The following is a 21,900-nucleotide window of genomic DNA, read 5'->3' on the forward strand; positions in this document are numbered from 1 at the left end:
AGTAATTCCCATTACATCGTTCCAAAACAATTTACTTATATGAGTATTAAATAAATGAGGAGCAAAAAACATTCCCAAATGGGGACATTTTGAAAAAATTAAGGGAGGGTTTAGAGTTCTGATGAATAAGTGAGATTGTTTTATCCTGTGAATAACCACAATGTTATCCACAGAAAATGTGGATAGTTTCTTATCGGTTTTGAAGAAATTATGTTCTATCTGGCAATAGGATTGAAAAATCAAAAACATTCGCTTATCTTGTCGTGATTTATAAATATCAAAGTGCTTTGATTGCTATCTATTCGATATTGAACGTTATCCAGTAGATAACCCTTGCACCGCTACAATCGCGGCTCATATCTACAGAAAATGTGGATAGTTTTCTATAGGTTTTGAAGAAATTATGTTCTGTTTGGCAATAGGACTGAAAAATCAAAAACATTCGCTTATCTTGTCGTGATTTATAAATATCAAAGTGCTTTGATTGCTATCTATTCGATATTGAACGTTATCCAGTAAATAACCCTTGCGCCGCTATAACCGCGGCTCATATCCACAGAAAATATGGATAGTTTTTGACGAAACTACGGATGAATGATGATCTTGGTGTTGTTATCGACAAGTTGCCAGATTTCATCCATATCAATATTCCGTACAGCGATACAGCCTAAAGTCCAATCACCTTGCGGCATATAGGTTGCACTAGAAGGAATGGAGGTACGTTCTTTGGGAACTGTGCCGTGAATCATGACATCACCGCCTGCTGATCGATTATGCTGTTTCGCATAAGCAAGGTCCGTTTGATTGGGATAAGAAATATGCAGTGATTTATAAAAAGCACTTTGTGGATTTCGCCAATCAATCGAATACACTCCTTCAGGTGTTTTTCCATCGCCTTCAAATTGTTTATGTCCAATAGGATCAAAACCTAAACGCATTGGATAATCACGTATGATCTCATCATGGTGTTTAAGTTGAAGACGACGTTTTTCTTTAAAGACTTCTATCTCTGTAATCGGCTTAGTCTGTTTAAGTTGTCGTATTTCTTCAGTCGATAGTGCTGGAGGCACAAGCACTTGCTGCGGTGAAATGGAACTTGGGATATATTGTCTATACTGATAAATCGCCACCCCTATGATGATAAGGACAATAGCGCATAGCGTCAGCCAAACTTTCATAAATCCCAACCTCTTTTAAGATGAACAACTCACGACAACCTCAGGCACATCGCTCGGCAATGGTGCGATATCTTGTTCGGTTTCTAAATCAATTTGTTTTTGATAAGGCCGATCGAGCAATTTAAACAGACGCTCAACCTCGCTGAAATCGCCACGTTCAGCTTGTTCAATGGCTTTCTGTGCCATGTGGTTACGCAAAACATAATGTGGATTGACCTGTTGCATTGCTTGGTCCAATTCATCGGTATCTTGATGTTGGCGAATATTTTGATAGCGTGTTAGAAAATCATCAAATTGCTGCACATGAATGCAATCATCTCTTAAGGCTTTGTAGTCTTGTTGCTGCAAACGAATAAAGCTTTGGGTGTAATCCAGTTGCTCCGTTTGCAAAATTCCGAGGAAAGCAAAACTGCAATCTAAACTGTCTTTATGAAAATGGGGCAGTCCCATTTTTTGACATAAACCTTGACCATAATATTGTAAAAAGGTCGGTTCAAATTGTGCTAAGCATTGCGCCAAATCATGTTTGAATTGTTCTTTATCTTCAGGCTTCGCCAATGGAATGAGTGTATTCAACCATGTCCAAAGATTCCAATGTCCAATACTGGGCTGATTTTGATAGGTGTATCGACCTTGATAATCTGAATGGTTGTTGATCCAGTTTGGTCGGAAGCGTTCCAAAAAGCCATAAGGACCAAAATCAAGTGTTGAGCCTGTAATATTGAGATTATCAGTATTCATAACCCCGTGTGCAAAACCCACCAATTGCCATTTGGCGATCATCATTGCGGTTCGCTCAATCACTGCTTGAGCAAAAGCAAGAACTGGATGTTTAGCATCTAAACATTCTGGATAATGCCATTCGATACACTTTTGAGTGAACTCGGGTAAAAGTTCAGGCGCGTATTGATTGATCCATTCAAAATGTCCGAAACGGATGTGACATTCGGAAGTACGTAATAACATTGCCCCCAGTTCTAAGGTCTCACGTTGAACGCCTTGCGTCGAGGTGGTAAAACCGACAGCATGGCTTGAGGGGATACCCAAGGCATTGAGTGCATGACCAGCTAAATATTCTCGAATCACCGAACGAAGTACGGCACGACCATCTCCCATACGAGAGTAGGGTGTTGAACCAGCGCCTTTTAAATGTAGGTCGATGGTTTGTCCTTGCTGATTTAAAATTTGCCCAATCAACAAACCACGACCATCTCCAAGCTGTCCTGCCCATTGCCCAAACTGATGGCCTGCATAGACCATTGCCAATGGTGGAAATTCAGCAAAGGTTTTTTGTCCACTACAAATTTCTACCCAGTTGGCTTTATCTTCCTCACTCCACTGTAGGTCATTTGCTAATGCCTCATTGAAATGTCCAGCTTTAGCACCGCGTAAAGGACTCGGTTGCTGCTGATGATAAAGCTTTGGATCGAGGGATGAGTAGCGTGGATTAAAATGCATTAGATTAAGATCTTGGTGGAGGTGAATAAAGACTATAGCAAATTTTGATATGAGCTGCGATTGTAGCAGCGCAAGGGCGATTGTAGCGATGCAAGGTAATCGAAGCTATGCAGAATTTAACTGGCATAAAAAATGGCCTCATAGAGAGACCATTTTAAAAATCATTGATTTATTCAGAAACAGGCGCTTTTTTGATATTGCGCATTAATGTTTCTAAACATTCACGATGGTGGCTTAAACGATGTTCAAGCAATTGGAAATCGACTTTAAGCTTGTGATCGATTTGATGGATTCTTTCAGCCATCGCTGCTTTTTTCGCTTGAAGCTCTTGCTCTTTCAACTTAGCCCAGTCATTTAATGTATGGGTAAATGCTTCATATTCTTGAGCAATACGTTGTTTCATTTGCACGATGTCAGTATTCACGTCATGCCCATAAATCGCCAAATCCTGCTCAGCATATTTAAAGCGCATCGCAAGCTCGGCTTTTTTGATATTAAAGCTTGGAATACGACGTAAATTTTTAGCTAAACCCAGTTTAGAACTGGTCCAAATTAACCATTTTGTTGGGTCATATTGCCACCATTTTACACCGTTACGATAATCGTATTGGAAAATATGGTGATAGTTATGATAGCCCTCACCCCAAGTGAAAATAGCCAAGACAAAGTTGTCACGTGCGGTATTTTCATCGGTATAAGGACGTTTGCCCCACATATGACACAGTGAGTTAATGAAGAACGTAACATGGTGGCTAATGATGAGGCGGAGTAAACCACCCAGTAAAATCACGCCCCAAATATCGCCGACAGCCCAACCAATACCACCTAGGACACCAACATGAACCGCAATCACCAAAGGGACATAGTATTTATGTTGGAACATCACCAGTTTATCATTTAATAAATCAGGTGCGTTTTTATAGTCAGGTTCAGAAGGTGAGTGATCGCGAATCATCCAGCCTAAATGAGCATACCAAAACCCGCGTTTGATTGAATACGGATCTTGATCAATGTCATCGACATGGCGATGATGGGTACGGTGACCAGAAGCCCAAAACAAGATACTGTTTTGGACTGCAAATGTCCCGCCAATCATCAATAAAATTTTGAGTGGTAATGCTGCTTCATAAGCACGGTGAGCCCACAGACGATGATAGCCTGCGGTAATTCCTAAGCTGCTTAATGCTAAAAGGAAAAATAAACTTACCCAAGCACTTACACTAAAATCATAATAATAAGCATATAAAGGGATTAAAATAGCAGCAAGAATTGGGGTTCCAATTAAGGTAATGCTAGCAGTCCAGTTAATGGGTGCTTTTTTGAGTGGGGCGGAATTCATATCCGTCAGCGCTCCTAATAACCTTGTTCGCACAAGATAATAAAACTAAACGAGATAGCAAGACCAATCATGACGATATATTGCTATTTTAGTCCTGATATTAACATGCTCAAATCAATAAGCACTAGTATTATTCTACAGTTGTATCGAAAGAACCGTAACAGAATTCGTTTGCCACATCGGCTTATCTAGTAAAAGGTGAAATAAATCAATGTCTGAGCAAATTATCGTGAAAAATCCTATTTACGTGTTGAAGGCATTTGTTCACAAAACTTTAATACTTTCTGCTGTTTTGATGGTTGCCGCTTGCCAAAGTCAACCGACTCAAGTGCAAAAAAGTACCTTACAACCTAAACAAGGCAATCAGCTTCCAAGTTTACAGGTTCGTAAGAGTCTGGATGGGATTCAAGATGTTGATTGGCAAATTACCATGATCCAGAACAAACGAGCATTGTTCTTTAACCAGTACCCGAGTTTTTCACTGAACTCAATGACCAAAAGTGTTTCTGGGCATACAGGCTGCAACAATATATACGGGAGTTATATCTTTGATTTTGCTCAGCGTAAACTTGATTTCGATGTAAGGGCTGGGCATTTGAGTTGTAATAAAGCGTTGGCACAAGAGGCGGATCTGTTGGATGCTATTCAGCGTATTCAACGCTTCCAATTTGATGGAGCAAATTTGTATTTGCTAGATGAAAAAGGGCAGCGTTTAATTCAAGCGCAAAAGAAAAAATAAGGGGAAATGGCGGAGTTTATTCCGCCATTTCTATAAGGATAAATGTTGCAACATGGTTGTTGGAACATCCGTAATTAAGCCTTGGACCCCTAATTGCTGTAAATGTTTGGCACGTTCAATTTCATTCACGGTCCAGACACTAATTTCGAGATCAGCCTGTTGCGTGCGTTGAATCATTTCATCTGTTGCAAGCTGATCTTTCCAGCCAATTTGATTACATCCATATTGATGCGCGAACTCGATAGCATATTCACCAATTGGAATTTCAACCAATAAACCTCGTTTAAAATGACTTTGATACTGTTGTAACGCAGCTAGAATTTTCACATCAAAACTGGTGATGGTTGCTGTTTGCTCAAAGCCTTTAAGGTCTTGGTGTAGTTGGACAATCAGTCGTTCTGCGGCAACCTCATCAGCGACAGCTTTAATTTCAACTTCGATATGCTCAAAGTCAGTTAAACACGCCATGACTTGTTCTAAGCTTGGTGTGTATTCAGGTTCAGCCCAAGCTTGCCAATGATGACGATGATCGAATTGTTGAGCCTGCGCTAAGGTACAACTTTCGACATGCTGCAACTGACCTGTGGTACGAACAAAGTTATCATCGTGAATCACCACCAATTGGTCATCTTTGAGCTGTCGCACATCAAACTCGACAGCACGTACACCGAGATGATGTAGATAATGAAAACCACCTAAAGTGTTTTCAGGTGCTTCACCCCGTGCACCACGATGACCAATGATTCGCATTAATGGGCTGCCTTAAAATGGTTATTCTGGATCAATACTGTCATTAATATTTTTCTGCCACAATACTTCGCTACCGCCTTCCGCACGTTGTAATGCACGAGAAGCGACGAATAACCAGTCTGACAAACGATTGAGTAATTGTAATGCAGTTGCTTGGATATTCTGGTCACGTGAATGTACGGACATTAAAGCACGTTCTGCACGACGACACACTGCACGAGCTTGGTGTGCATAGCTACATGCTAGGCTACCTGATGGTAAGATAAATTCTTTCAGCATCGGTAGAGATTCATTCATGTGATCAATTTCTTTTTCTAAAAATTCGATACAAATGGGTTGCAGTAAGTGGTAGTTGGGAATACAGACTTCACCACCTAAATCAAATAACCAATGTTGAATTAAGCTTAAACTTTTGTCCCAGTGGGCTTTATTTTCAACTTGGCTTGCGCTGATTTGTGCACGTAGTACGCCAATCGTTGCATTGAGTTCATCGACATCACCTAATGCAGTAATGCGTAGGTCATCTTTGGCAACGCGTGAACCGTCGCCTAGACCGGTTGTGCCCGAATCACCTGTACGTGTATAGATTTTACTTAAACGATGTCCCATTGGATTTCCTAAAATAAAAAAGAGGCAATGCGGTCAAGACATTACCTCTAAACTGGGGTTAAGAAAATATGTTTATTATTTTAGCGCAAGATTAATAACGGAATGTTACACCCGCTGAAGCTTGACGACCATCATTAATATAGTAACTACCACTACCAAAAGCAGTACGATATTGTTTATCGCCTATATTTTGAATATTGGTAAAGAGTTTAATGTATGGATTCACATTGTAATGTGCATTAAAGTCGATACGTGTAAAGCCTGGGATTTGTACTGCATCATAGCCACTGTTGTCACTGTCACTTTTTGCAATCACTGTTGTTGAAATGCCATAAGTTGCATCTGCCCATCCTGCTGTGAGAGAGGCCGACTGACGAGGGCGACGGCTTAAATCTTCATTATTTTTTTTGTCTTTCGCACGAACATATTGATAACCTAAATCGAGGTAAAGATTGTCACCTTGCCATTTGATATAACTTTCAGCACCTTCGATTTTAGCTTTATCAATATTCACCATTTGATAGGTGACAGGATCTGAATTAATCAGATCATCCACTTCGGTCACAAATGCAGAAAGTCCTGCACTCACACCATAGTTGAATTTCTGATCTACCCCGATTTCGTAAGAAATACTTTTTTCTGGTTTAAGGTCAGGGTTGCCACCCCAACCATACATATCGTTAAAGGTCGGTGCTTTAAATGCACTGCCAATATTGGTATAGATGCTGGTTAATGGTAAAAGTTGGTAACGAATACCGCCTTGAGCGACTGTATGTGTTCCAAATTTTTCATTGTCTTCAACACGAACGCCAACCTGCGTATTAAATCCATGAGCATTGTATTGATGTTGGATGTAATAGCCTGTTGAATCTACATCTTCTTTAATAGAGTCTGTTTTCGCATCAGTATTACGAAATGTTGCTCCAACAAGGATGTCTTGATGTTTTGCTAAATTATAGACTGTATAGAGTTCAGCTTCTTCTGTGGTGCTATGTACAAAGCTTGGGCTATCCACTTGATCAAGGTCATCTTTAAATTGAGATAGACGAGCATGTACAGCGAATTGTTCATTGATCGACACACGACCTTTTAGGTTAATACTTTGATTTTTAAAATCTTGGCTGGTCATTGTACCGAAATTATCATAGATACTATTGCCTTCATTCTGACTAAAATCAACAGAGATAGCGACAAGATTAGAATCATAGCCTACTTTAGCACTGTAGCCTTTTTGATCATAAGGCGCACGTTCAGCATTGGCAACGTCTTTAATTATATTGCCATCAGTTTCTAAACGTTGACCACGAATTTGTGCATAAAAACCATTTTCGGCAAGATCAGCACCGACAATTGCTTTATAAGTATTGTGTTCACCCATTTCACCTGTCACAAATGCAGAGGTTTTCTCAGGGGTTTTAGAAATGAGTTGTACCACACCACCAATCGCATCTGTGCCATATAACACCGATGCTGGACCTTTTAAAATTTCAATACGCTGTAAGTCTTTTGTATCTAAAAATGGTAGTGAAGCTGCCCCTGTCGTAGCGGTATTTAAACGGACACCATCACGTAGCACAAGGGTTTGGTTGGAGTTTGTACCACGTAAAAAGATCGAAGTTTGTTGTCCGTAGCCACCCAATTGTACTACATTAGCTGCCGCTTCTCGTGCCAATAGACTTGGTAAATCCGCAATAGGAGATTGGTCAATGGTTTTTTCATCAATCACGGTAATACGTGCTGGTACATCACTGACTTTTTTAGCAGTTTTGGAGGCAGTTACGATAATAGGGTCAAGTGTAGTGGTTTGATCTTGAGCAAAAACAGGAGATGAAAACCCCATCGCAATAGCGATAGCACCAACTAAACGCGTCGGTTGAAAAGTAATAGACATGATGTCGCTCCATACATTCACCCGTCGTGAATGATAATGTGGAAATGAGCAACAAGCAGGTCTCCGGACTTCACTATAATCATCGTAATGATGATGTACTAATCATCTTCCCACATCAAAAAATGCAGTGATTTGGCGTTGAGCTAAGATTAGTCATTCGATGTTACCGTTGCGAGGGCAGTGTTGGATTTACACCAACTTCCCTATAAGCAAAAGAATTTGCTTTAGACTTGTTGCGAGATTAAGCAAAGTATAAAGTGTTAACGTTTTTTAAACAATTGCATTTCAGAATGAACTTTGCCCAAACTTAGCCAAATTGCATTACAATGCGAAGGTTGCAAATATTCATTTAAAATTGGACACCTCATGCGCCAAATTCAAATGCGAACTCGCGCCAAGATTTGTGGAATTACCCGAGCACAAGATATTCAAGCGGTTGTGCAAGCGGGTGCAGATGCGATTGGCTTTGTGTTTTTCCCACCGAGTCCGCGTCATGTCAGTATTGAGCAGGCTCAAACACTGGTAAAGCTCGTGCCGCCTTATGTGCAATTGGTTGGTTTATTTGTCAATGCAAGTGCAGAAGAAATACAAACGGTGCTTGATTCAGTTCCTTTGGATGTATTACAACTACATGGCGATGAAACACCTGAACAATGCCAACAGATTGCCAAGCAATGTAAACGCCGTTGGTATAAAGCGATTCAGGTCAAACCAGACATAGATGTTGTGACCGAAATTCAACGCTATCAAGCTGCGGGAGCCAGTGCCGTATTATTGGACGCATGGCATCCTGAATTGAAGGGTGGAACTGGGCATCGCTTTGATTGGAATCAATTTCCACAACTTGATATTCCACTGATTTTGGCAGGCGGACTAACCCCTGAAAATGTGAGTGAAGCTATTGATACCACAGCCGCTTTTGCTGTGGATGTCAGCGGAGGCGTAGAGTCCGCAAAAGGTATAAAAGACCAACAACTCATTGAAAAATTTATGCAAGGAGTCCAACGTGGATCAGCAAAATCTTAGTCAAAAAAATCAGGCGATTGACTATACCCAGTTTCCAGATGCTCAAGGGCATTTTGGTATTCATGGTGGACGTTTTGTGTCAGAGACGCTGATGGCTGCACTTGAAGATTTAGAAAATCTTTACGGTCGTATGAAAAATGATGCACAGTTTTTGGCAGAGTTTGACCGTGATCTTGCGTTCTATGTTGGTCGTCCTAGTCCACTGTATCATGCTGAGCGATGGTCGCAGCACCTCGGCGGTGCGCAGATTTACTTGAAACGTGAAGACTTAAATCACACAGGTTCACATAAGGTCAATAACACCATTGGTCAGGCGTTATTGGCAAAGCTATCAGGTAAAAAGCGTATCATTGCGGAAACAGGTGCTGGACAGCATGGAGTTGCAACGGCAACGATTGCAGCACGTTTAGGTCTGGAATGTGTGGTGTTCATGGGTGCGGAAGATGTTAAACGCCAAGCCATGAATGTGTACCGTATGCGTTTACTGGGTGCTAAGGTTGTACCTGTGCAAAGTGGTTCAAAAACATTGAAAGATGCCATGAACGAAGCGATGCGTGATTGGGTGACCAATGTCGATAGTACTTATTATGTGATTGGTACCGTTGCTGGTCCGCATCCATATCCACAGTTAGTACGTGATTTCCAGTCGATTATTGGCCGTGAAGCGCATCGTCAAATCCAAGAGCAAGCAGGGCGTTTACCTGATGCATTGGTTGCCTGTGTTGGTGGTGGTTCAAATGCAATGGGCTTGTTCTATCCATTCCTCAATGATCAAGATGTGAAAATGTACGGTGTCGAAGCAGCAGGTTATGGCATCGAAACAGGTAAGCATTCTGCACCATTGAATGCAGGGCATGTGGGTGTATTGCATGGCAATCGAACCTACTTGATGTCGGATGAACAAGGTCAGATTATTGAGACGCATAGTATTTCAGCAGGTCTCGATTATCCAGGGGTAGGGCCAGAACATAGTTTCTTGAAAGATATGAACCGTGTTGAATATGTACCGATCGATGATGAAGAAGCATTACAAGGTTTCCGTGATTTAACCAAGATCGAAGGGATTATTCCTGCATTGGAAAGTTCTCATGCGATGGCCTATGTCACCAAACTTGCGCCGACCATGTCTAAAGATCAAATTATTATTGCCACTGTTTCAGGTCGTGGTGATAAAGACTTAATGACCGTTGCACGTATTGATGGCGTAGAAATGGTTGAGATGTAAAGCACTTCAGTTCTTTACAATCAAAATAGGGAAGCTTGTGCTTCCCGATTTTTTTATTATTTATACATTTATGGAATGAGTTTAATACGATCTGTTGTTGGTGCACTGAGAGGTGAGTTTTGAGTCACATATTTCTCAAAAATATCAATATCTTGTCCGCCACCAACTGGATTCTTACCTTCTTTTAGAATGGTGAAGTTATCGCCACCATCAGCAATGAAGTTATTGACCGTAACACGATACACTTGAGTATCGCTGAGAGGTTGTCCAGAGATCAATATATTGCTCGCACGAGGCGTAGCAGAGCTATCTTTTTTATAAGAATAACTGAGTTCTTTTGATGGCTGTAAAATTCGAGTGGTTGCTGCATTGGCACCAGACCATTGTTGTTCTAATAGCTCACGAATTTGTTTACCCGTGAGACTCAGCGTGACCAATGAATTACCAAATGGCTGTACGCTAAAGACATCGCCAAAAGTAATTTGATTACTACTATTGATCAGTAGGTCTGCACGTACCCCACCTGGATTCATTAAACTAAAATCTGAGCCATGATTGCTGGCTGCCAGTGCTGCTGCTTGTTGTGCATCAGCAATTAAATTACCCAAAGCACTTTCGCCGCTTTCAGTCGCATTACGATTAATCACACCCGTTGCAGAACCGACCACACGTGCTGAAATTGTCGCAACGGCTGGACGATATTTATCTAGGATTGCTTCAATGCTTGGTGTTTTACTAAACTTTTGGTACAGATCAGTTAAGTTGATCGTGGTTGTTCCAGAAGTATAACTTTCACTTTGCACAGGAACTTGTGACGCATCTTTTTTGATTACATCACCCGTTTTACCATCTAGCTCAAGTTGAATATTGGTGATAATCGTACCGTATTGACCTGCTGAGGTGAGCAAGAAAGGCTTTTGTGGATTCTTGGTCGCATAGTCACAAATATAAGATTGGTGCGTATGCCCTGACACTACAACGTCCACCGCAGGATCTAAGCGTTCCAATACATCGATTAATGGGCCACTCAATCCATCACAGGTTTTCTTATTGAATTTGGTACTTGGCGCAACGCCTTCGTGTACCACTACGACAATGGCTTCGATCCCTTGTTTCTTTAACTCAGGAATGAGTGCATTGACGGTATCTGCTTCATCATGGAAATCAACATCTGTAATCCCCGCAGCAGAAACGATGCTTGGAGTTGCCTCTAAAGTAAGCCCAAAAAACGCAACAGGAATGCCACCATAAGTTTTGATTTTATAGGCAGGAAAAAGTGTTTTGTTTGGATCGGCCTTCATGGAAACATTGGCAGCGAGAAAGTTAAAGGTTGCGCCAGCGAAGTCTGGATTAATTTGACATGGTTTGGTACTGGTATATTGCTGACAGCCACCATTTTGTAAACGACGAAGTTCATCGGTGCCACGATCAAATTCATGATTTCCAACCGCATTAAAATCGATTTGAATATCATTCATTGCTTCAATGGTCGGTTCATCTAAGAATAAAGATGAGATTAATGGCGAGGCGCTAATTAAATCGCCTGCTGAAACCACGGCATTATTTGGATATTGAGCACGTAGTTTTTTGATTGCATCGGCAAAATAACTCACCCCACCAACCGGTATTTGTACTGTTTTACTATGATCATGTGGATCATCTGCTTCAATGAAGCGTTTAGGTGGCTCTAAATTGCCATGAAAATCATTAAAGGCAAGAATATTGATGCTTTGATTGTTACGTTCAGTTTTGGTTGGTTGATGATCGTCATTGTCATTACAGGCGGTTAAGGCAACCAGCATTAAACACAATGCGTTGGCCTTTAAGAATGTATGTGTTGTCATGGTTTTTGATCAACTGGTATAAGATTGTTTTTAAAGATAAAACCTCAGTATGAACATTTGATGAAATATTGAACTTTAATGCCAGTGAAAAGAACCTCAAGTGAGGTTGAAAGGTGTACTCAAAAAATTGTGGTCAATTTTATGAATTAGCGACTATGATTGGCAACGATGTTATCAAACAGTCACAGGATCAAGAATCATGGATTTGATACAAACTAGCGGTCAACCTCATTATGGACGTTTTGATGATGTACCATCACGGATTAACCTAGATGACTATATCTATAAAACACCTTATGGTCAGGTGCTTAAAGGCTGGCGTAAACAACTAAAATATAAGAAATTTAAATTCTGTGGTATACAGCACGAGCACTATAGTATTGGTGTTGCAATCGTTGATTTATCTTGGGCTGGACATGCTTTCTTTTATATCTATGATCATCAGGCTGAACAAGTGGTTGAGTGGAATGCGATTCAACCTTTTGGCTATCAAACTAAGCTTGATGAACAACCCTTATTTAGTCAGAGCTATTTTAAAAAATCAGGCTATTGTTTGAATATGAAACACGCTAATGGTGTACGCTATATCCAAATCACCAGACATGGTGACGTTCAGCTTAAAGCTCGTATCTTTTGTGCGGGGACTGATGCATTGAGTTTATGTAGCCCAACGGGGATCAATGGTTGGACTTATACGCAAAAGCAAACTACGTTGGCGGTTGAGGGATTTTTTATTAGTCCCGAGCAACAACATATAAAATTTAATGCGCACAGTCTTGCAGCTCTCGATGATACCTGTGGTTTCTTACGCCCTGAAACGGCTTGGTTTTGGTTATCCTGTCAGTTCCGTGATGCAAATGATCGTCGTATCGGACTCAATCTGGCTTCGGGTGTCAATGAAAGCTTTGGCAATGAAAATGCGTTGTGGGTCGATGGTCGTTTATATCCACTGACGGATATTTTATTTGAACAGCAAAGCGAAAAATGCTGGTCAATTCGTTCGTTGGATGAGCGTTTAAATCTGTTGGTGGAAACAGGGTGGTGTCGTTTTGAAAATATCAATTTGCGTTTGATTGGCAGTCAGTTTAATCAATGGCAAGCTAAAGTCAGTGGCACGATTGAGCATGAAAATGGTGAGTTGCTGGTGTTGAGTGTTCAATATGGTTTATTGGAGCAACATTATGCGAAGTGGTGATTGCTGAGAAAACCTTTCTCTCTAATTGAGCCGTTCAAGAAAATAATGGAGTTAGTCTAATGCTTAGTGACTCCATTGTATATTTTATATACAGATCCTTCTGATTCATATAAAATATCACTCCAATTGAGGGTGATTAAACATAAAAATATGATTTTCAATATATTTAATTTTTTAGATAAAATAGGGCTAAGTGCACAAAAACGTGCCATTCATATTCAATTTTCTAATTCTGCTTTAGCCAATCAGGTGTTTCTGCAACGTATTGATGGTACACATCGCCTCAATGAGGGGATTACTGCCGAGCTTATATGTTTGTCAACGAACGCGACTATCCCCTTAAAACAATTCATTGGTTGCCAAGTTGCAATTAATCAGGTCACTGATACAGGTACACTTTTTAGAACAACGGGGATTATTACCGAAGCTGTACAAGGACAGTCTGATGGCTCATTGACCCTTTATAAACTTAAACTACAAGACCCGACTGCACTGTGGCACAAACGAAGAAACAGCCGCGTGTTTATGAATAAAACCGTGCTGGATATTGTTCAAACAATTTTTAAAGAATGGCAACAACGTAGTCCACTGTTTGCATCCAGTCTCAGCCTTGATTTAAGCAGCGTGACTCAAGATTACGATATCCGTCCATTTGTGATGCAAGCCAATGAAAGTGACTACGACTTTATTACCCGATTGTTGAGAAGTGAAGGGATCAATTGGCTGATTGACGAAGCCCAACTCACCGTTGCAAACAGTAATGCTCCAATCCAAGCCCAAAAACTGCGTTTGATTGACGATAATAACCAATACCAAGCCCTCAATCGAAGAACAATTCGCTACCACCGCAGCAGTGCCACCGAACAATACGACAGCATGACCAGTCTGATTGCGGAACGCAGTCTACAACCGACAGCCGTGCATATCCAACGTTGGCAAGCAGATGTTTTAGAACAAGAAGATGGTGCTGGCAGCGTACAAAGCAAACATCAGCATAGTCAACAACATGACAATGCCAGTCTAGGACTCGAAGATGCATGGCACTTCACCCCAGCATGGATGCAAGATTTGAATGGCGAAGATGGCGCAACTGCATCAGGCAACAGCCAAATTGAAAAACTCAATCAAAACTTCAGTCACTACCATGATGCCCAAGCCAAACACTTTATTGCCAACACCACCGTACGAGATACTCAAGTCGGCTATTGGTTTAAGTTGACTGAACACCCAGAGATCGACCAACACAACGGATCAGACCAAGAATTTCTAATCACCGCCAAAAGCTACTACAACCAAAACAACCTACCCAAAGATTTAAATGAGCAAATCAGTCAATTAGTTGAACAAAGCCAATGGCAGTATTCTAACAATAGCGAAGAACGCCAAGCCAACCAACTGACCCTACAACGTCGCAATATCAAAACCGTACCCGAATACCAACCACTACAACACCGCCCAGCAGCCCAGCCACAACGCGCCAAAGTGGTCGGGCCAGCAGGCGAAGAAATCCATGTCGATGAATGGGGCAGAATCAAAGTTCGATTCCTGTTTACCCGAAACGATGACCATAGCCACGATGGTGGTGCAGGCAGTAATGACAATGACACCGATTCAGCATGGGTGGATGTACTGACCCCGTGGGCAGGCGAAGGCTATGGCGCACGCTTTCTACCGAGAATCGGTGAAATTGTGGTGATCGACTTCTTTGACGGCAATATTGATCGTCCCTTTGTCACAGGACGACTCCACGAAGCACAACGCAGCCCAACCAAATTCGACAATGCAGGACAATTGCCTGACACCAAAAAACTAGCAGGTATTAAAAGTAAAGAATATCAAGGCACAGGTTATAACCAACTACGCTTTGATGACACCACTGGACAGATCAGCGCCCAACTACAAAGCAGCCATGCAGCGAGCCAACTCAATCTCGGTAAACTCAGCCACCCCAAAGCAGAAGCAGAAAGTGAAGACCGAGGCGAGGGATTTGAGCTACGTACCGACCAATGGGGTGCAGTCCGAGCAGGTGAAGGCTTACTGATCACGACCTATGCTCAAGAACAAGCGCAAGGTGATCATCTCGAAGTGCAAACTGCCAAACAGCAACTAGAAGACAACCACGGTAATGCCAAAGCTTTGAGTGAAGTGGCAAAGAACCAGCAGACCGATGAGTTGGAATCAGTTGATCAACTAAAAGAATTCTTTGAACAGATTCAGGAAGATATTGCACGTTTTAATGAAGCAGTGCTTTTATTGAGCTCACCAAATGGCATCGGACTCAGTACTTCAGAAGACATTCACCTTTCCGCAGATGGGCAATTGAATCAATTTGCAGGGGACAGTATTAACCTAACCACACAAAAAAACCTGATTGCTCAAGCAAGTCAAAAGATCAGCCTATTTGCAGCACAAGCTGGGATTAAACAAGTTGCAGCAAAAGGTAAGTTTGAGATACAGGCACAAGGGGATGGTTTGGATATATTGGCGAAAGCGGGGATTCAAATCATTTCTACTGAGGATGCAATTTACTTTAATAGTCCGAAGGAAATTGTATTAAAAGCAGGTAGCTCTGAACTTAGGTTGAATGGTTCAGGCATCTTTCCGACTACAGGTGGAACGTTCGAGGTAAAGGCTGGACAGCATTTGTTAAAGAGTGGGGCGAAAGTTCACACGACATTACCAATGCTGCCACTCATTAATATTCCACCGAAAGATATACCCGAGCTTAAATCAACATATGCACATGATCAACTCAAGTTCTTGGCAGAGCAATTTGATGGGCATACTTTTGCATCTATGTCTCAACCTATATTTGGTTATGATGTGCCTCATAGCCTATATCATCAATTACAACAAGATATAATCAGTGGTGCTGTTTCTGCACCGCCTATTGAGGTAACAACAGGCAAAGTAAAAGGTCATTACGCAGCATTCGATTTAAAAAATGGCAAAATCCTAGTTGCCGCAGATTTAGTGTTAAATGCGCATCATAATGAAACTTACAACCAAATGTTATATATCGCATTGCTAGAAGAATATGGACACTATATTGACTGGCTGATCAGGATGAGTGGTCGTTATCCTTTAGAAAATAGTTTTTATTATCATATTGTGAGTGGTGGGGATACTTTAGAAAAAATAGCAGAACTTTATAAAACTACACCTGATGAGATACGTGCGTTAAATACCTTTGAAAGCGATGAGTTGGTTTTATCTGATTACATTAAAGTTCCATGTACACTAGGACAGCTAGAGCCTGATGGTTATATGGATGAAGGCTCCAAGTTTGCAGAATATATGGCAAATCTTGATCCAGAACTAAAAAAACAAAAATACTCGCTCGAGTTGTTAGCCCATGTCAAAGATTATGGTTACGTTCAGGAGCTTCGATATGCTGACGTTGTCAGTCGTCGTTATACTGGACTATTAAAAATTGAACGCCAAAGTGGTCGTGAAGCTGCTGACCTGTATGCCAATTTTATGCAGCAGATGGAAGACAATGATGGCGAATATGAATATTTTGGGGCAGGTAAAGGAACATTTAAAGGGCAGAGAGAAAGGGGGACCATGAGAAATGGCCGCTATGTCTTAAAAGAAGATAATCATAGTGGAGTCCGTGAAAGCCATGGACACGAATCAATTATTTTAGAAGCATTGGGTAAATATCGACCTCAAGGGGAGTTATTGCCTAATAATGTGATTATGGAAATTTATGCAGGCAATTGGTTACGTGACCATTCGCAAATCGTAGTCCCTGCTGTGCTTAACCGAAAAATTGATATACGGTTTAATGGTAAAGTAACTGCGGTATATCCAAATCGGGACTTCCTCGCCCGTATTTTGGCAGTTCTAGCCTATGATCATTTTTTTGATGACTATTTCGCACATGAGTTATTAGAAAAAAGAAATAATCTAAGAGTGCATTTGGGGCGTTTACAGCCGATGGCAGATTGGCTTAAAGCTGAAGTGTTGGCAGCCCAACGTTTTGATAACTTGCCTAAAGACAAACAGCGTCGTTATAAGGCAATTGCTTTAATGGTCTATAATAATAATGCAGCAATGCCATTGCAGTTGTTTTCTGATTTGTGGTTGATCGAACCCCAAAAGGGAAAACATATCGTAGGGGTCTATCGTCCTCAGGAACATATTGATAATCCCCAAATGGAAAAGGATGAGCGCCGTCCTGAAGGTGATTCTCGCTATGCTGATTATAATGACTTTAATAAAGCACCAAATCAAAAAAGCCATCGTACCAATCAAGAGCTGGCATCACCGCATTACAACCTAAAAAACTATATTGCGGATAGTACGCCTGAAAACTCTGGTGACAGTGCCTTTCCAACTGCCTTGGAATATGTACTAGAGCAGCTTGATATCAGTATGTCGGGTAATATGCATTCTCGTCATGCATTAAGGGCTTTAGGCAACGCTTTTCATGTGTTAGAGGATTTTTTTGCGCATACCAACTTTACGGAAGTGGCATTGATTAAACAAGGTTATCAAGTGGATGATCATGTTCAACAGCCTTATGTCGATTACCGAGAGATCCCGATCGTCTCTGGAACGTTTGGACTTTGGGATACTTTGGCAAGTATCGGACCCAAACTTGGTGATTTGGTTGATCCATTAAAGAGCATGGAAGAATACAAAGGTTTTATGTATGGTGAGCGTCGCCTAGAAGACTTTATTATTACTGCTATCGTTGAATGGATTAATATTGCGGAAATTAGTCGGATTTGGAACACTTATTTGAGCTTGCGAGATCAGTTAGCAGGTTTAAATGAGGCGTTATATGTAGATAAAGCGAGAGAAATTGCCCAATTTGTTCGGACAGCACGTACCTTGGCATCTGTGATCAAACCGATTATATCTTTTATGCTTAAATTTGCTGGTTCAGGCATCTTGCAGCATAGCCATGGGGCGATTCGCTTGGTACAAGGATGGGGTAATTATGGTGAAAACCCAACTCATACCCAATTGGGGAAAGATGATCATCATAATGCTTTACACATGCTAGCTGCAAAACTGGCAATTAAAGCGGTAGAAGATGTTGGGCGACGTTGGATTGCTTGTCGTGAATCCCCGACAGCAGCCAATAAACAGGCAGTTAAAGATACGGTTAAGCGTTATTTTGTTCATCCAGCTCGAACCAACTGGATGGATGGTGATATACGTCAGTGGGCAAGAGCAAATCCTCAGGCAATTCGGGCAGCTAGATAAAAGGAAAGTAGATGAAAAAATTTATATTCGGTTTATTGCTCTTGAGTCTAAGTGCCTGTTCCGATGCAAAACAGCAAGCTGTAATGCCTAAGGTTGAAAAAAAACTCAATACACAGCATCAGATCAAAGTGGATGGTTGCCATATTTCTTATAATAATAAGCCAATTGATTTTAATGCACCATTGGAAGATTGGTTAAAGGTCTTTGGTTCTAATTATCGAAAGGTTGATAGGATAAAATACCCTCATATTGACTATGATGAAGGAATTCCTATGGAATATTACATCTATGACAATGTGGGACTACGCTTAATCTATGATACCAAAGCTGAGAAAATGGAGCAGGTTATTTTTTGGTTAGAGCAGTCTAAATGGAATAAAGATTTTGCATGGGAAACAAAAGAGCAGTATCAGACACGGATGAAAGACCCCGATTCAGCTCAAGCAAAACAACATTTTAAAGATGGCATTCAAGTTGAAGATGTAATTGTAGGCGCATATCCGATGGATCAAGAGCTACGTTCTGTCTCTAGGCATCGTCGTGGAACCAGTTACTATATCTGGGCAAAATGTAAGAATGGTCAGAATGGTAAGTCATTTGATATTGATCTGAGTACCAGCTATAGCAATGATCCAGAAGTGATTGATGGAATGAGTTTTGAGAATATGATCGTTCACGATATTCCTGAGGATGTTTCATTAAAGCAACAATATGAAAATTGTAAGAATACGCCTAAGAATGATGTCATTTATGGTAAATACTGTGTTGATATCCGTAAGCAATATCAGGAAAAATTTGGCAAAGAACAAGCAGAGCGGTGATGGGGATTTTACAGTATTGTAGTGTTGTGCCAGTAACCAAAAAGATATTCGTTATAGGATTGTTACTGGTCGCTGGTTGTTCCGATGCCAAGCAGCAAATTGCGTTTCCTCAAGTGGAAAAAAAGCTGAATGCACAGCATAAAATTAAAGTCGATGGTTGCCAGATTTCTTATAACAATAAACCAGTCGATTTTAATGCACCATTAACAGATTGGTTAAAGGTATTTGGTTCTAAATATCGCAAAAAGAATTATATGGAATATATATATGAAGGTAAGGTCGAGACACCTAAAGAATACTATATCTATGATGATGCAGGTATTCGTTTAATCTATGATGTGAACAATAAAAAAATGGAACATGTTGGTCTTTGGGTTGGTCAATCTGAGTGGAATAAAGACTTTTCATGGGAAACAGAGGAGCAATACCAGACACGGATGGAGAATCCTGATTCTTTTCAGGCAAAGCAAAACTTTAAGGATGGTATCCAAGTTGAAGATGTGATTGTGGGTGCCTATCCGATGGATCAAGAGCTACGTTCGATTTCTAGGCATCGTCGAGGAACCAGTTACTATATCTGGGCAAAATGTAAAAATGGTCAGGATGGCAAGTCATTTGATATTGATCTGAGTACCAGTTATGACAATGATCCGGAGGTGATTGATGGAATGAGTTTTGAGAATATGATTGTTCATGAAGTTCCTGAGGATGCCTCACTAACGCAGCAATATGAAAATTGTAAGGGATTTACAGACAATGACATTAAGTTTGGAATTGCTTGGGACTGCCCTGATATACGTAAACGTTATCATGAGAAATTTGGTAAAGAACAAGCAGAGCAGTGATGCAGATTTTTCAATATTGCAGTATTGTGTCAGTAAAGAAAAAAATATTCGTCTTAGGATTGTTACTGGTCGCTGGCTGTTCCGATGCCAAGCAGCAAGCTACACTTGCTAAAGTCGAAAAGAAGCTCAATGTACAGCATCAGATCAAAGTCGATGGTTGCCAGATTTCTTATAACAATAAACCAATTGATTTTAATGCATCATTAACAGAGTGGTTAAATGTCTTTGGTTCTAATTATCGGAAAGTAGAGCGAACTAAACATGCGCGAATGGGGCGAGTGGATGTGCCAATGGAATATTACATCTATGACGATGTGGGACTACGCTTAATCTATGATACCAAAGCCGAACGAATGGAGCAGGTCATTTTTTGGTTGGAACAGTCTAAGTGGAATAAAGACTTTGCATGGGAAACAAAAGAGCAGTATCAGGCGAGAATGAAGGATCCCAATTCAGCTCAAGCAAAACAACATTTTAAAGATGGTATCCAAGTTGAAGATGTGATTGTGGGTGCCTATCCGATGGATCAAGAACTACGTTCTGTCTCTAAATATCGTCGTGGAACTAGCTACTATATCTGGGCAAAATGTAAGAATGGTCAGGATGGTAAGTCATTTGATATTGATCTGAGTACCAGTTATGACAATGATCCAGAGGTGATTGATGGAATGAGTTTTGAGAATATGATTGTTCACAAGATTCCTGAAGATATTTCATTGAAAGAAAACTATGAATATTGTAAAGATTTACCAGAGAGTGATTTTTTAAATGGTAAATACTGTGTAGATATTCGTAAGCAATATCAGGAAAAATTTGGTAAAGAACAAGCAGAGCAGTGATGGAGATTTTTCAACATTGTAGTGTTGTGTCAATAGCCAAAAAAATATTCGTCTTAGGGTTGTTGCTGGTCACTGGTTGCTCTGATGCCAGGCAGCAAGCTACACTTGTTAAAGTCGAAAAGAAGCTCAATGCACAGCATCAGATCAAAGTTGATGGTTGTCAGATTTCTTATAATAACAAGCCAATCGATTTTAATGCGTCCTTGGCAGATTGGTTAAAGGTTTTTGGTTCTGATTATAGAAAAAAGAAATATATGGAATATATATATGAAGGTAAGGTTGAGACTCCTAAAGAATATTATATCTATGATGATGCGGGTATTCGTTTGATTTATGACGTGAATAATAAAAAAATGGAACATGTTGGTCTTTGGGTGGGTCAATCGAAATGGAATAAGGACTTTGCATGGGAAACAGAGGAGCAATATCAGACAAGGATGAAGAATCCAGATTCTTTTCAAGCAAAGCAAAACTTTAAAGATGCCATCCAAGTGGAGGATGTGATTGTGGGTGCCTATCCGATGGATCAAGAAATACGGTCGATCTCTAGGCATCGTCGAGGAACCAGCTATTATATTTGGGCAAAGTGTAAGAGTGGTCAGGCAGGTGAATCATTTGATATTAATCTCAGTACCAGTTATGACAATGATCCAGAGGTGATTGATAGTATTAGTTTTTATGCAATGCGTACGACAGCAGTCCCAGAGGATGTTGCTTTAAAGCAACGATATGAAAACTGTAAAAATACGCCTGAGGATGAGGTTTTGTATGGTAAATACTGTGTTGATGTACGAAAGCAATATCAGGAAAAATTTGGTAAAGAACAAGCAGAGCGGTGATGGGGATTTTTCAGCATTGTAGTGTTGTGCCAGTAAAGAAAAAAATATTCATCAGGATGGGATGGACCGATTATCTATTCTG

Annotated in this window: 16 protein-coding genes, 1 pseudogene and 1 riboswitch; of the genes and pseudogenes, 10 read left to right on the forward strand and 7 right to left on the reverse strand. The window is 40.6% G+C overall.

What is annotated here, in order from left to right; all coding sequences use genetic code 11:
* Positions 1–584: 584 nt before the first annotated feature.
* The 3 genes from MMP72_RS08295 to MMP72_RS08305 all read right to left on the reverse strand — a co-directional run bounded on the left by MMP72_RS08295 (position 585) and on the right by MMP72_RS08305 (position 3,975).
* Positions 585–1,178 (reverse strand): L,D-transpeptidase family protein, encoded by a 594-nt coding sequence (locus tag MMP72_RS08295; RefSeq protein WP_241316270.1) that lies wholly within the window; start codon positions 1,176–1,178, stop codon positions 585–587.
* A 15-nt stretch (positions 1,179–1,193) separates the two neighbouring features.
* On the reverse strand, positions 1,194–2,636 hold the full coding sequence (locus MMP72_RS08300) for a protein adenylyltransferase SelO family protein (protein WP_241316272.1): 1,443 nt from the start codon (positions 2,634–2,636) through the stop codon (positions 1,194–1,196).
* Positions 2,637–2,805: 169 nt separating this feature from the next.
* Positions 2,806–3,975, reverse strand: coding sequence for an acyl-CoA desaturase (locus MMP72_RS08305; protein ID WP_241316274.1), 1,170 nt, complete (start codon positions 3,973–3,975; stop codon positions 2,806–2,808).
* 211 nt (positions 3,976–4,186) lie between these two features.
* Between MMP72_RS08305 and MMP72_RS08310 the strand changes: the two genes are divergently transcribed.
* Entirely contained in the window at positions 4,187–4,714 is a 528-nt protein-coding gene (locus tag MMP72_RS08310; RefSeq protein WP_241316276.1) for an META domain-containing protein, read from the forward strand.
* Between the two features lie 30 nt (positions 4,715–4,744).
* Here MMP72_RS08310 and MMP72_RS08315 read toward each other — a convergent pair whose 3' ends face one another.
* From MMP72_RS08315 to MMP72_RS08325, 3 genes are all read right to left on the reverse strand, one after another.
* The gene (locus MMP72_RS08315; RefSeq protein WP_241316278.1) at positions 4,745–5,464 is read right to left on the reverse strand and encodes a glycerophosphodiester phosphodiesterase; all 720 of its coding nucleotides are present in this window, start codon (positions 5,462–5,464) and stop codon (positions 4,745–4,747) included.
* 21 nt (positions 5,465–5,485) lie between these two features.
* Positions 5,486–6,073: a cob(I)yrinic acid a,c-diamide adenosyltransferase gene (locus tag MMP72_RS08320; protein WP_241316281.1), complete on the reverse strand. Its 588-nt coding sequence runs from the start codon at positions 6,071–6,073 to the stop codon at positions 5,486–5,488.
* 91 nt (positions 6,074–6,164) lie between these two features.
* Positions 6,165–7,964: a TonB-dependent receptor gene (locus MMP72_RS08325; protein ID WP_241316283.1), complete on the reverse strand. Its 1,800-nt coding sequence runs from the start codon at positions 7,962–7,964 to the stop codon at positions 6,165–6,167.
* A gap of 36 nt (positions 7,965–8,000) precedes the next feature.
* Positions 8,001–8,213: riboswitch (cobalamin riboswitch) on the reverse strand.
* A 117-nt stretch (positions 8,214–8,330) separates the two neighbouring features.
* On the opposite strand from MMP72_RS08325, the gene MMP72_RS08330 reads away from it, so the two are divergent.
* Both MMP72_RS08330 and trpB read left to right on the forward strand, forming a co-directional pair.
* Positions 8,331–8,990, forward strand: coding sequence for a phosphoribosylanthranilate isomerase (locus tag MMP72_RS08330; RefSeq protein ID WP_241316284.1), 660 nt, complete (start codon positions 8,331–8,333; stop codon positions 8,988–8,990).
* A complete protein-coding gene (gene trpB, locus MMP72_RS08335) occupies positions 8,971–10,215 on the forward strand; it encodes a tryptophan synthase subunit beta (RefSeq protein ID WP_241316287.1) in 1,245 nt (414 codons plus the stop codon). The genes MMP72_RS08330 and trpB overlap by 20 nt, the downstream gene beginning before the upstream one ends.
* Before the next feature lie 68 nt (positions 10,216–10,283).
* Here trpB and MMP72_RS08340 read toward each other — a convergent pair whose 3' ends face one another.
* Complete coding sequence (locus MMP72_RS08340) at positions 10,284–12,017, reverse strand: bifunctional metallophosphatase/5'-nucleotidase (RefSeq protein ID WP_241316388.1); 1,734 nt, start codon at positions 12,015–12,017, stop codon at positions 10,284–10,286.
* Between the two features lie 241 nt (positions 12,018–12,258).
* On the opposite strand from MMP72_RS08340, the gene MMP72_RS08345 reads away from it, so the two are divergent.
* The 7 genes and pseudogenes from MMP72_RS08345 (at position 12,259) to MMP72_RS08375 (ending at position 21,818) form a co-directional block, all read left to right on the forward strand.
* On the forward strand, positions 12,259–13,254 hold the full coding sequence (locus MMP72_RS08345) for a DUF2804 domain-containing protein (RefSeq protein ID WP_241316289.1): 996 nt from the start codon (positions 12,259–12,261) through the stop codon (positions 13,252–13,254).
* Between the two features lie 150 nt (positions 13,255–13,404).
* Positions 13,405–15,927 (forward strand): annotated as a pseudogene (locus MMP72_RS08350) (type VI secretion system Vgr family protein); the annotation flags it as partial.
* 393 nt (positions 15,928–16,320) lie between these two features.
* Entirely contained in the window at positions 16,321–18,474 is a 2,154-nt protein-coding gene (locus MMP72_RS08355) for an HET-C-related protein (protein WP_241316391.1), read from the forward strand.
* A gap of 11 nt (positions 18,475–18,485) precedes the next feature.
* Positions 18,486–19,295, forward strand: a complete 810-nt coding sequence (locus MMP72_RS08360; RefSeq protein ID WP_241316291.1) for a hypothetical protein — start codon at positions 18,486–18,488, stop codon at positions 19,293–19,295.
* Positions 19,295–20,140 carry a hypothetical protein gene (locus tag MMP72_RS08365; RefSeq protein ID WP_241316293.1) on the forward strand — a complete coding sequence of 282 codons (846 nt, stop codon included), beginning with the start codon at positions 19,295–19,297 and terminating at the stop codon, positions 20,138–20,140. Before MMP72_RS08360 ends, MMP72_RS08365 begins: the two co-directional genes overlap by 1 nt.
* Positions 20,140–20,979, forward strand: a complete 840-nt coding sequence (locus MMP72_RS08370) for a hypothetical protein (RefSeq protein WP_241316295.1) — start codon at positions 20,140–20,142, stop codon at positions 20,977–20,979. Before MMP72_RS08365 ends, MMP72_RS08370 begins: the two co-directional genes overlap by 1 nt.
* Positions 20,979–21,818 (forward strand): hypothetical protein, encoded by an 840-nt coding sequence (locus tag MMP72_RS08375; protein WP_241316297.1) that lies wholly within the window; start codon positions 20,979–20,981, stop codon positions 21,816–21,818. Before MMP72_RS08370 ends, MMP72_RS08375 begins: the two co-directional genes overlap by 1 nt.
* Positions 21,819–21,900: the final 82 nt, after the last annotated feature.

Source organism: Acinetobacter sp. NIPH 2699, assembly GCF_022549355.1.
Lineage (GTDB): Bacteria > Pseudomonadota > Gammaproteobacteria > Pseudomonadales > Moraxellaceae > Acinetobacter.

Bases quoted from the DNA above. Each gene is read 5' to 3' on its own strand.
- MMP72_RS08295 (WP_241316270.1), bottom strand. From the start codon at position 1,178: ATGAAAGTTTGGCTGACGCTATGCGCTATTGTCCTTATCATCATAGGG.
- MMP72_RS08300 (WP_241316272.1), bottom strand. From the start codon at position 2,636: ATGCATTTTAATCCACGCTACTCATCCCTCGATCCAAAGCTTTATCAT.
- MMP72_RS08305 (WP_241316274.1), bottom strand. From the start codon at position 3,975: ATGAATTCCGCCCCACTCAAAAAAGCACCCATTAACTGGACTGCTAGC.
- MMP72_RS08310 (WP_241316276.1), top strand. From the start codon at position 4,187: ATGTCTGAGCAAATTATCGTGAAAAATCCTATTTACGTGTTGAAGGCA.
- MMP72_RS08315 (WP_241316278.1), bottom strand. From the start codon at position 5,464: ATGCGAATCATTGGTCATCGTGGTGCACGGGGTGAAGCACCTGAAAAC.
- MMP72_RS08320 (WP_241316281.1), bottom strand. From the start codon at position 6,073: ATGGGACATCGTTTAAGTAAAATCTATACACGTACAGGTGATTCGGGC.
- MMP72_RS08325 (WP_241316283.1), bottom strand. From the start codon at position 7,964: ATGTCTATTACTTTTCAACCGACGCGTTTAGTTGGTGCTATCGCTATT.
- MMP72_RS08330 (WP_241316284.1), top strand. From the start codon at position 8,331: ATGCGCCAAATTCAAATGCGAACTCGCGCCAAGATTTGTGGAATTACC.
- MMP72_RS08340 (WP_241316388.1), bottom strand. From the start codon at position 12,017: ATGCTGGTTGCCTTAACCGCCTGTAATGACAATGACGATCATCAACCA.
- MMP72_RS08345 (WP_241316289.1), top strand. From the start codon at position 12,259: ATGGATTTGATACAAACTAGCGGTCAACCTCATTATGGACGTTTTGAT.
- MMP72_RS08355 (WP_241316391.1), top strand. From the start codon at position 16,321: ATGAGTGGTCGTTATCCTTTAGAAAATAGTTTTTATTATCATATTGTG.
- MMP72_RS08360 (WP_241316291.1), top strand. From the start codon at position 18,486: ATGAAAAAATTTATATTCGGTTTATTGCTCTTGAGTCTAAGTGCCTGT.
- MMP72_RS08365 (WP_241316293.1), top strand. From the start codon at position 19,295: ATGGGGATTTTACAGTATTGTAGTGTTGTGCCAGTAACCAAAAAGATA.
- MMP72_RS08370 (WP_241316295.1), top strand. From the start codon at position 20,140: ATGCAGATTTTTCAATATTGCAGTATTGTGTCAGTAAAGAAAAAAATA.
- MMP72_RS08375 (WP_241316297.1), top strand. From the start codon at position 20,979: ATGGAGATTTTTCAACATTGTAGTGTTGTGTCAATAGCCAAAAAAATA.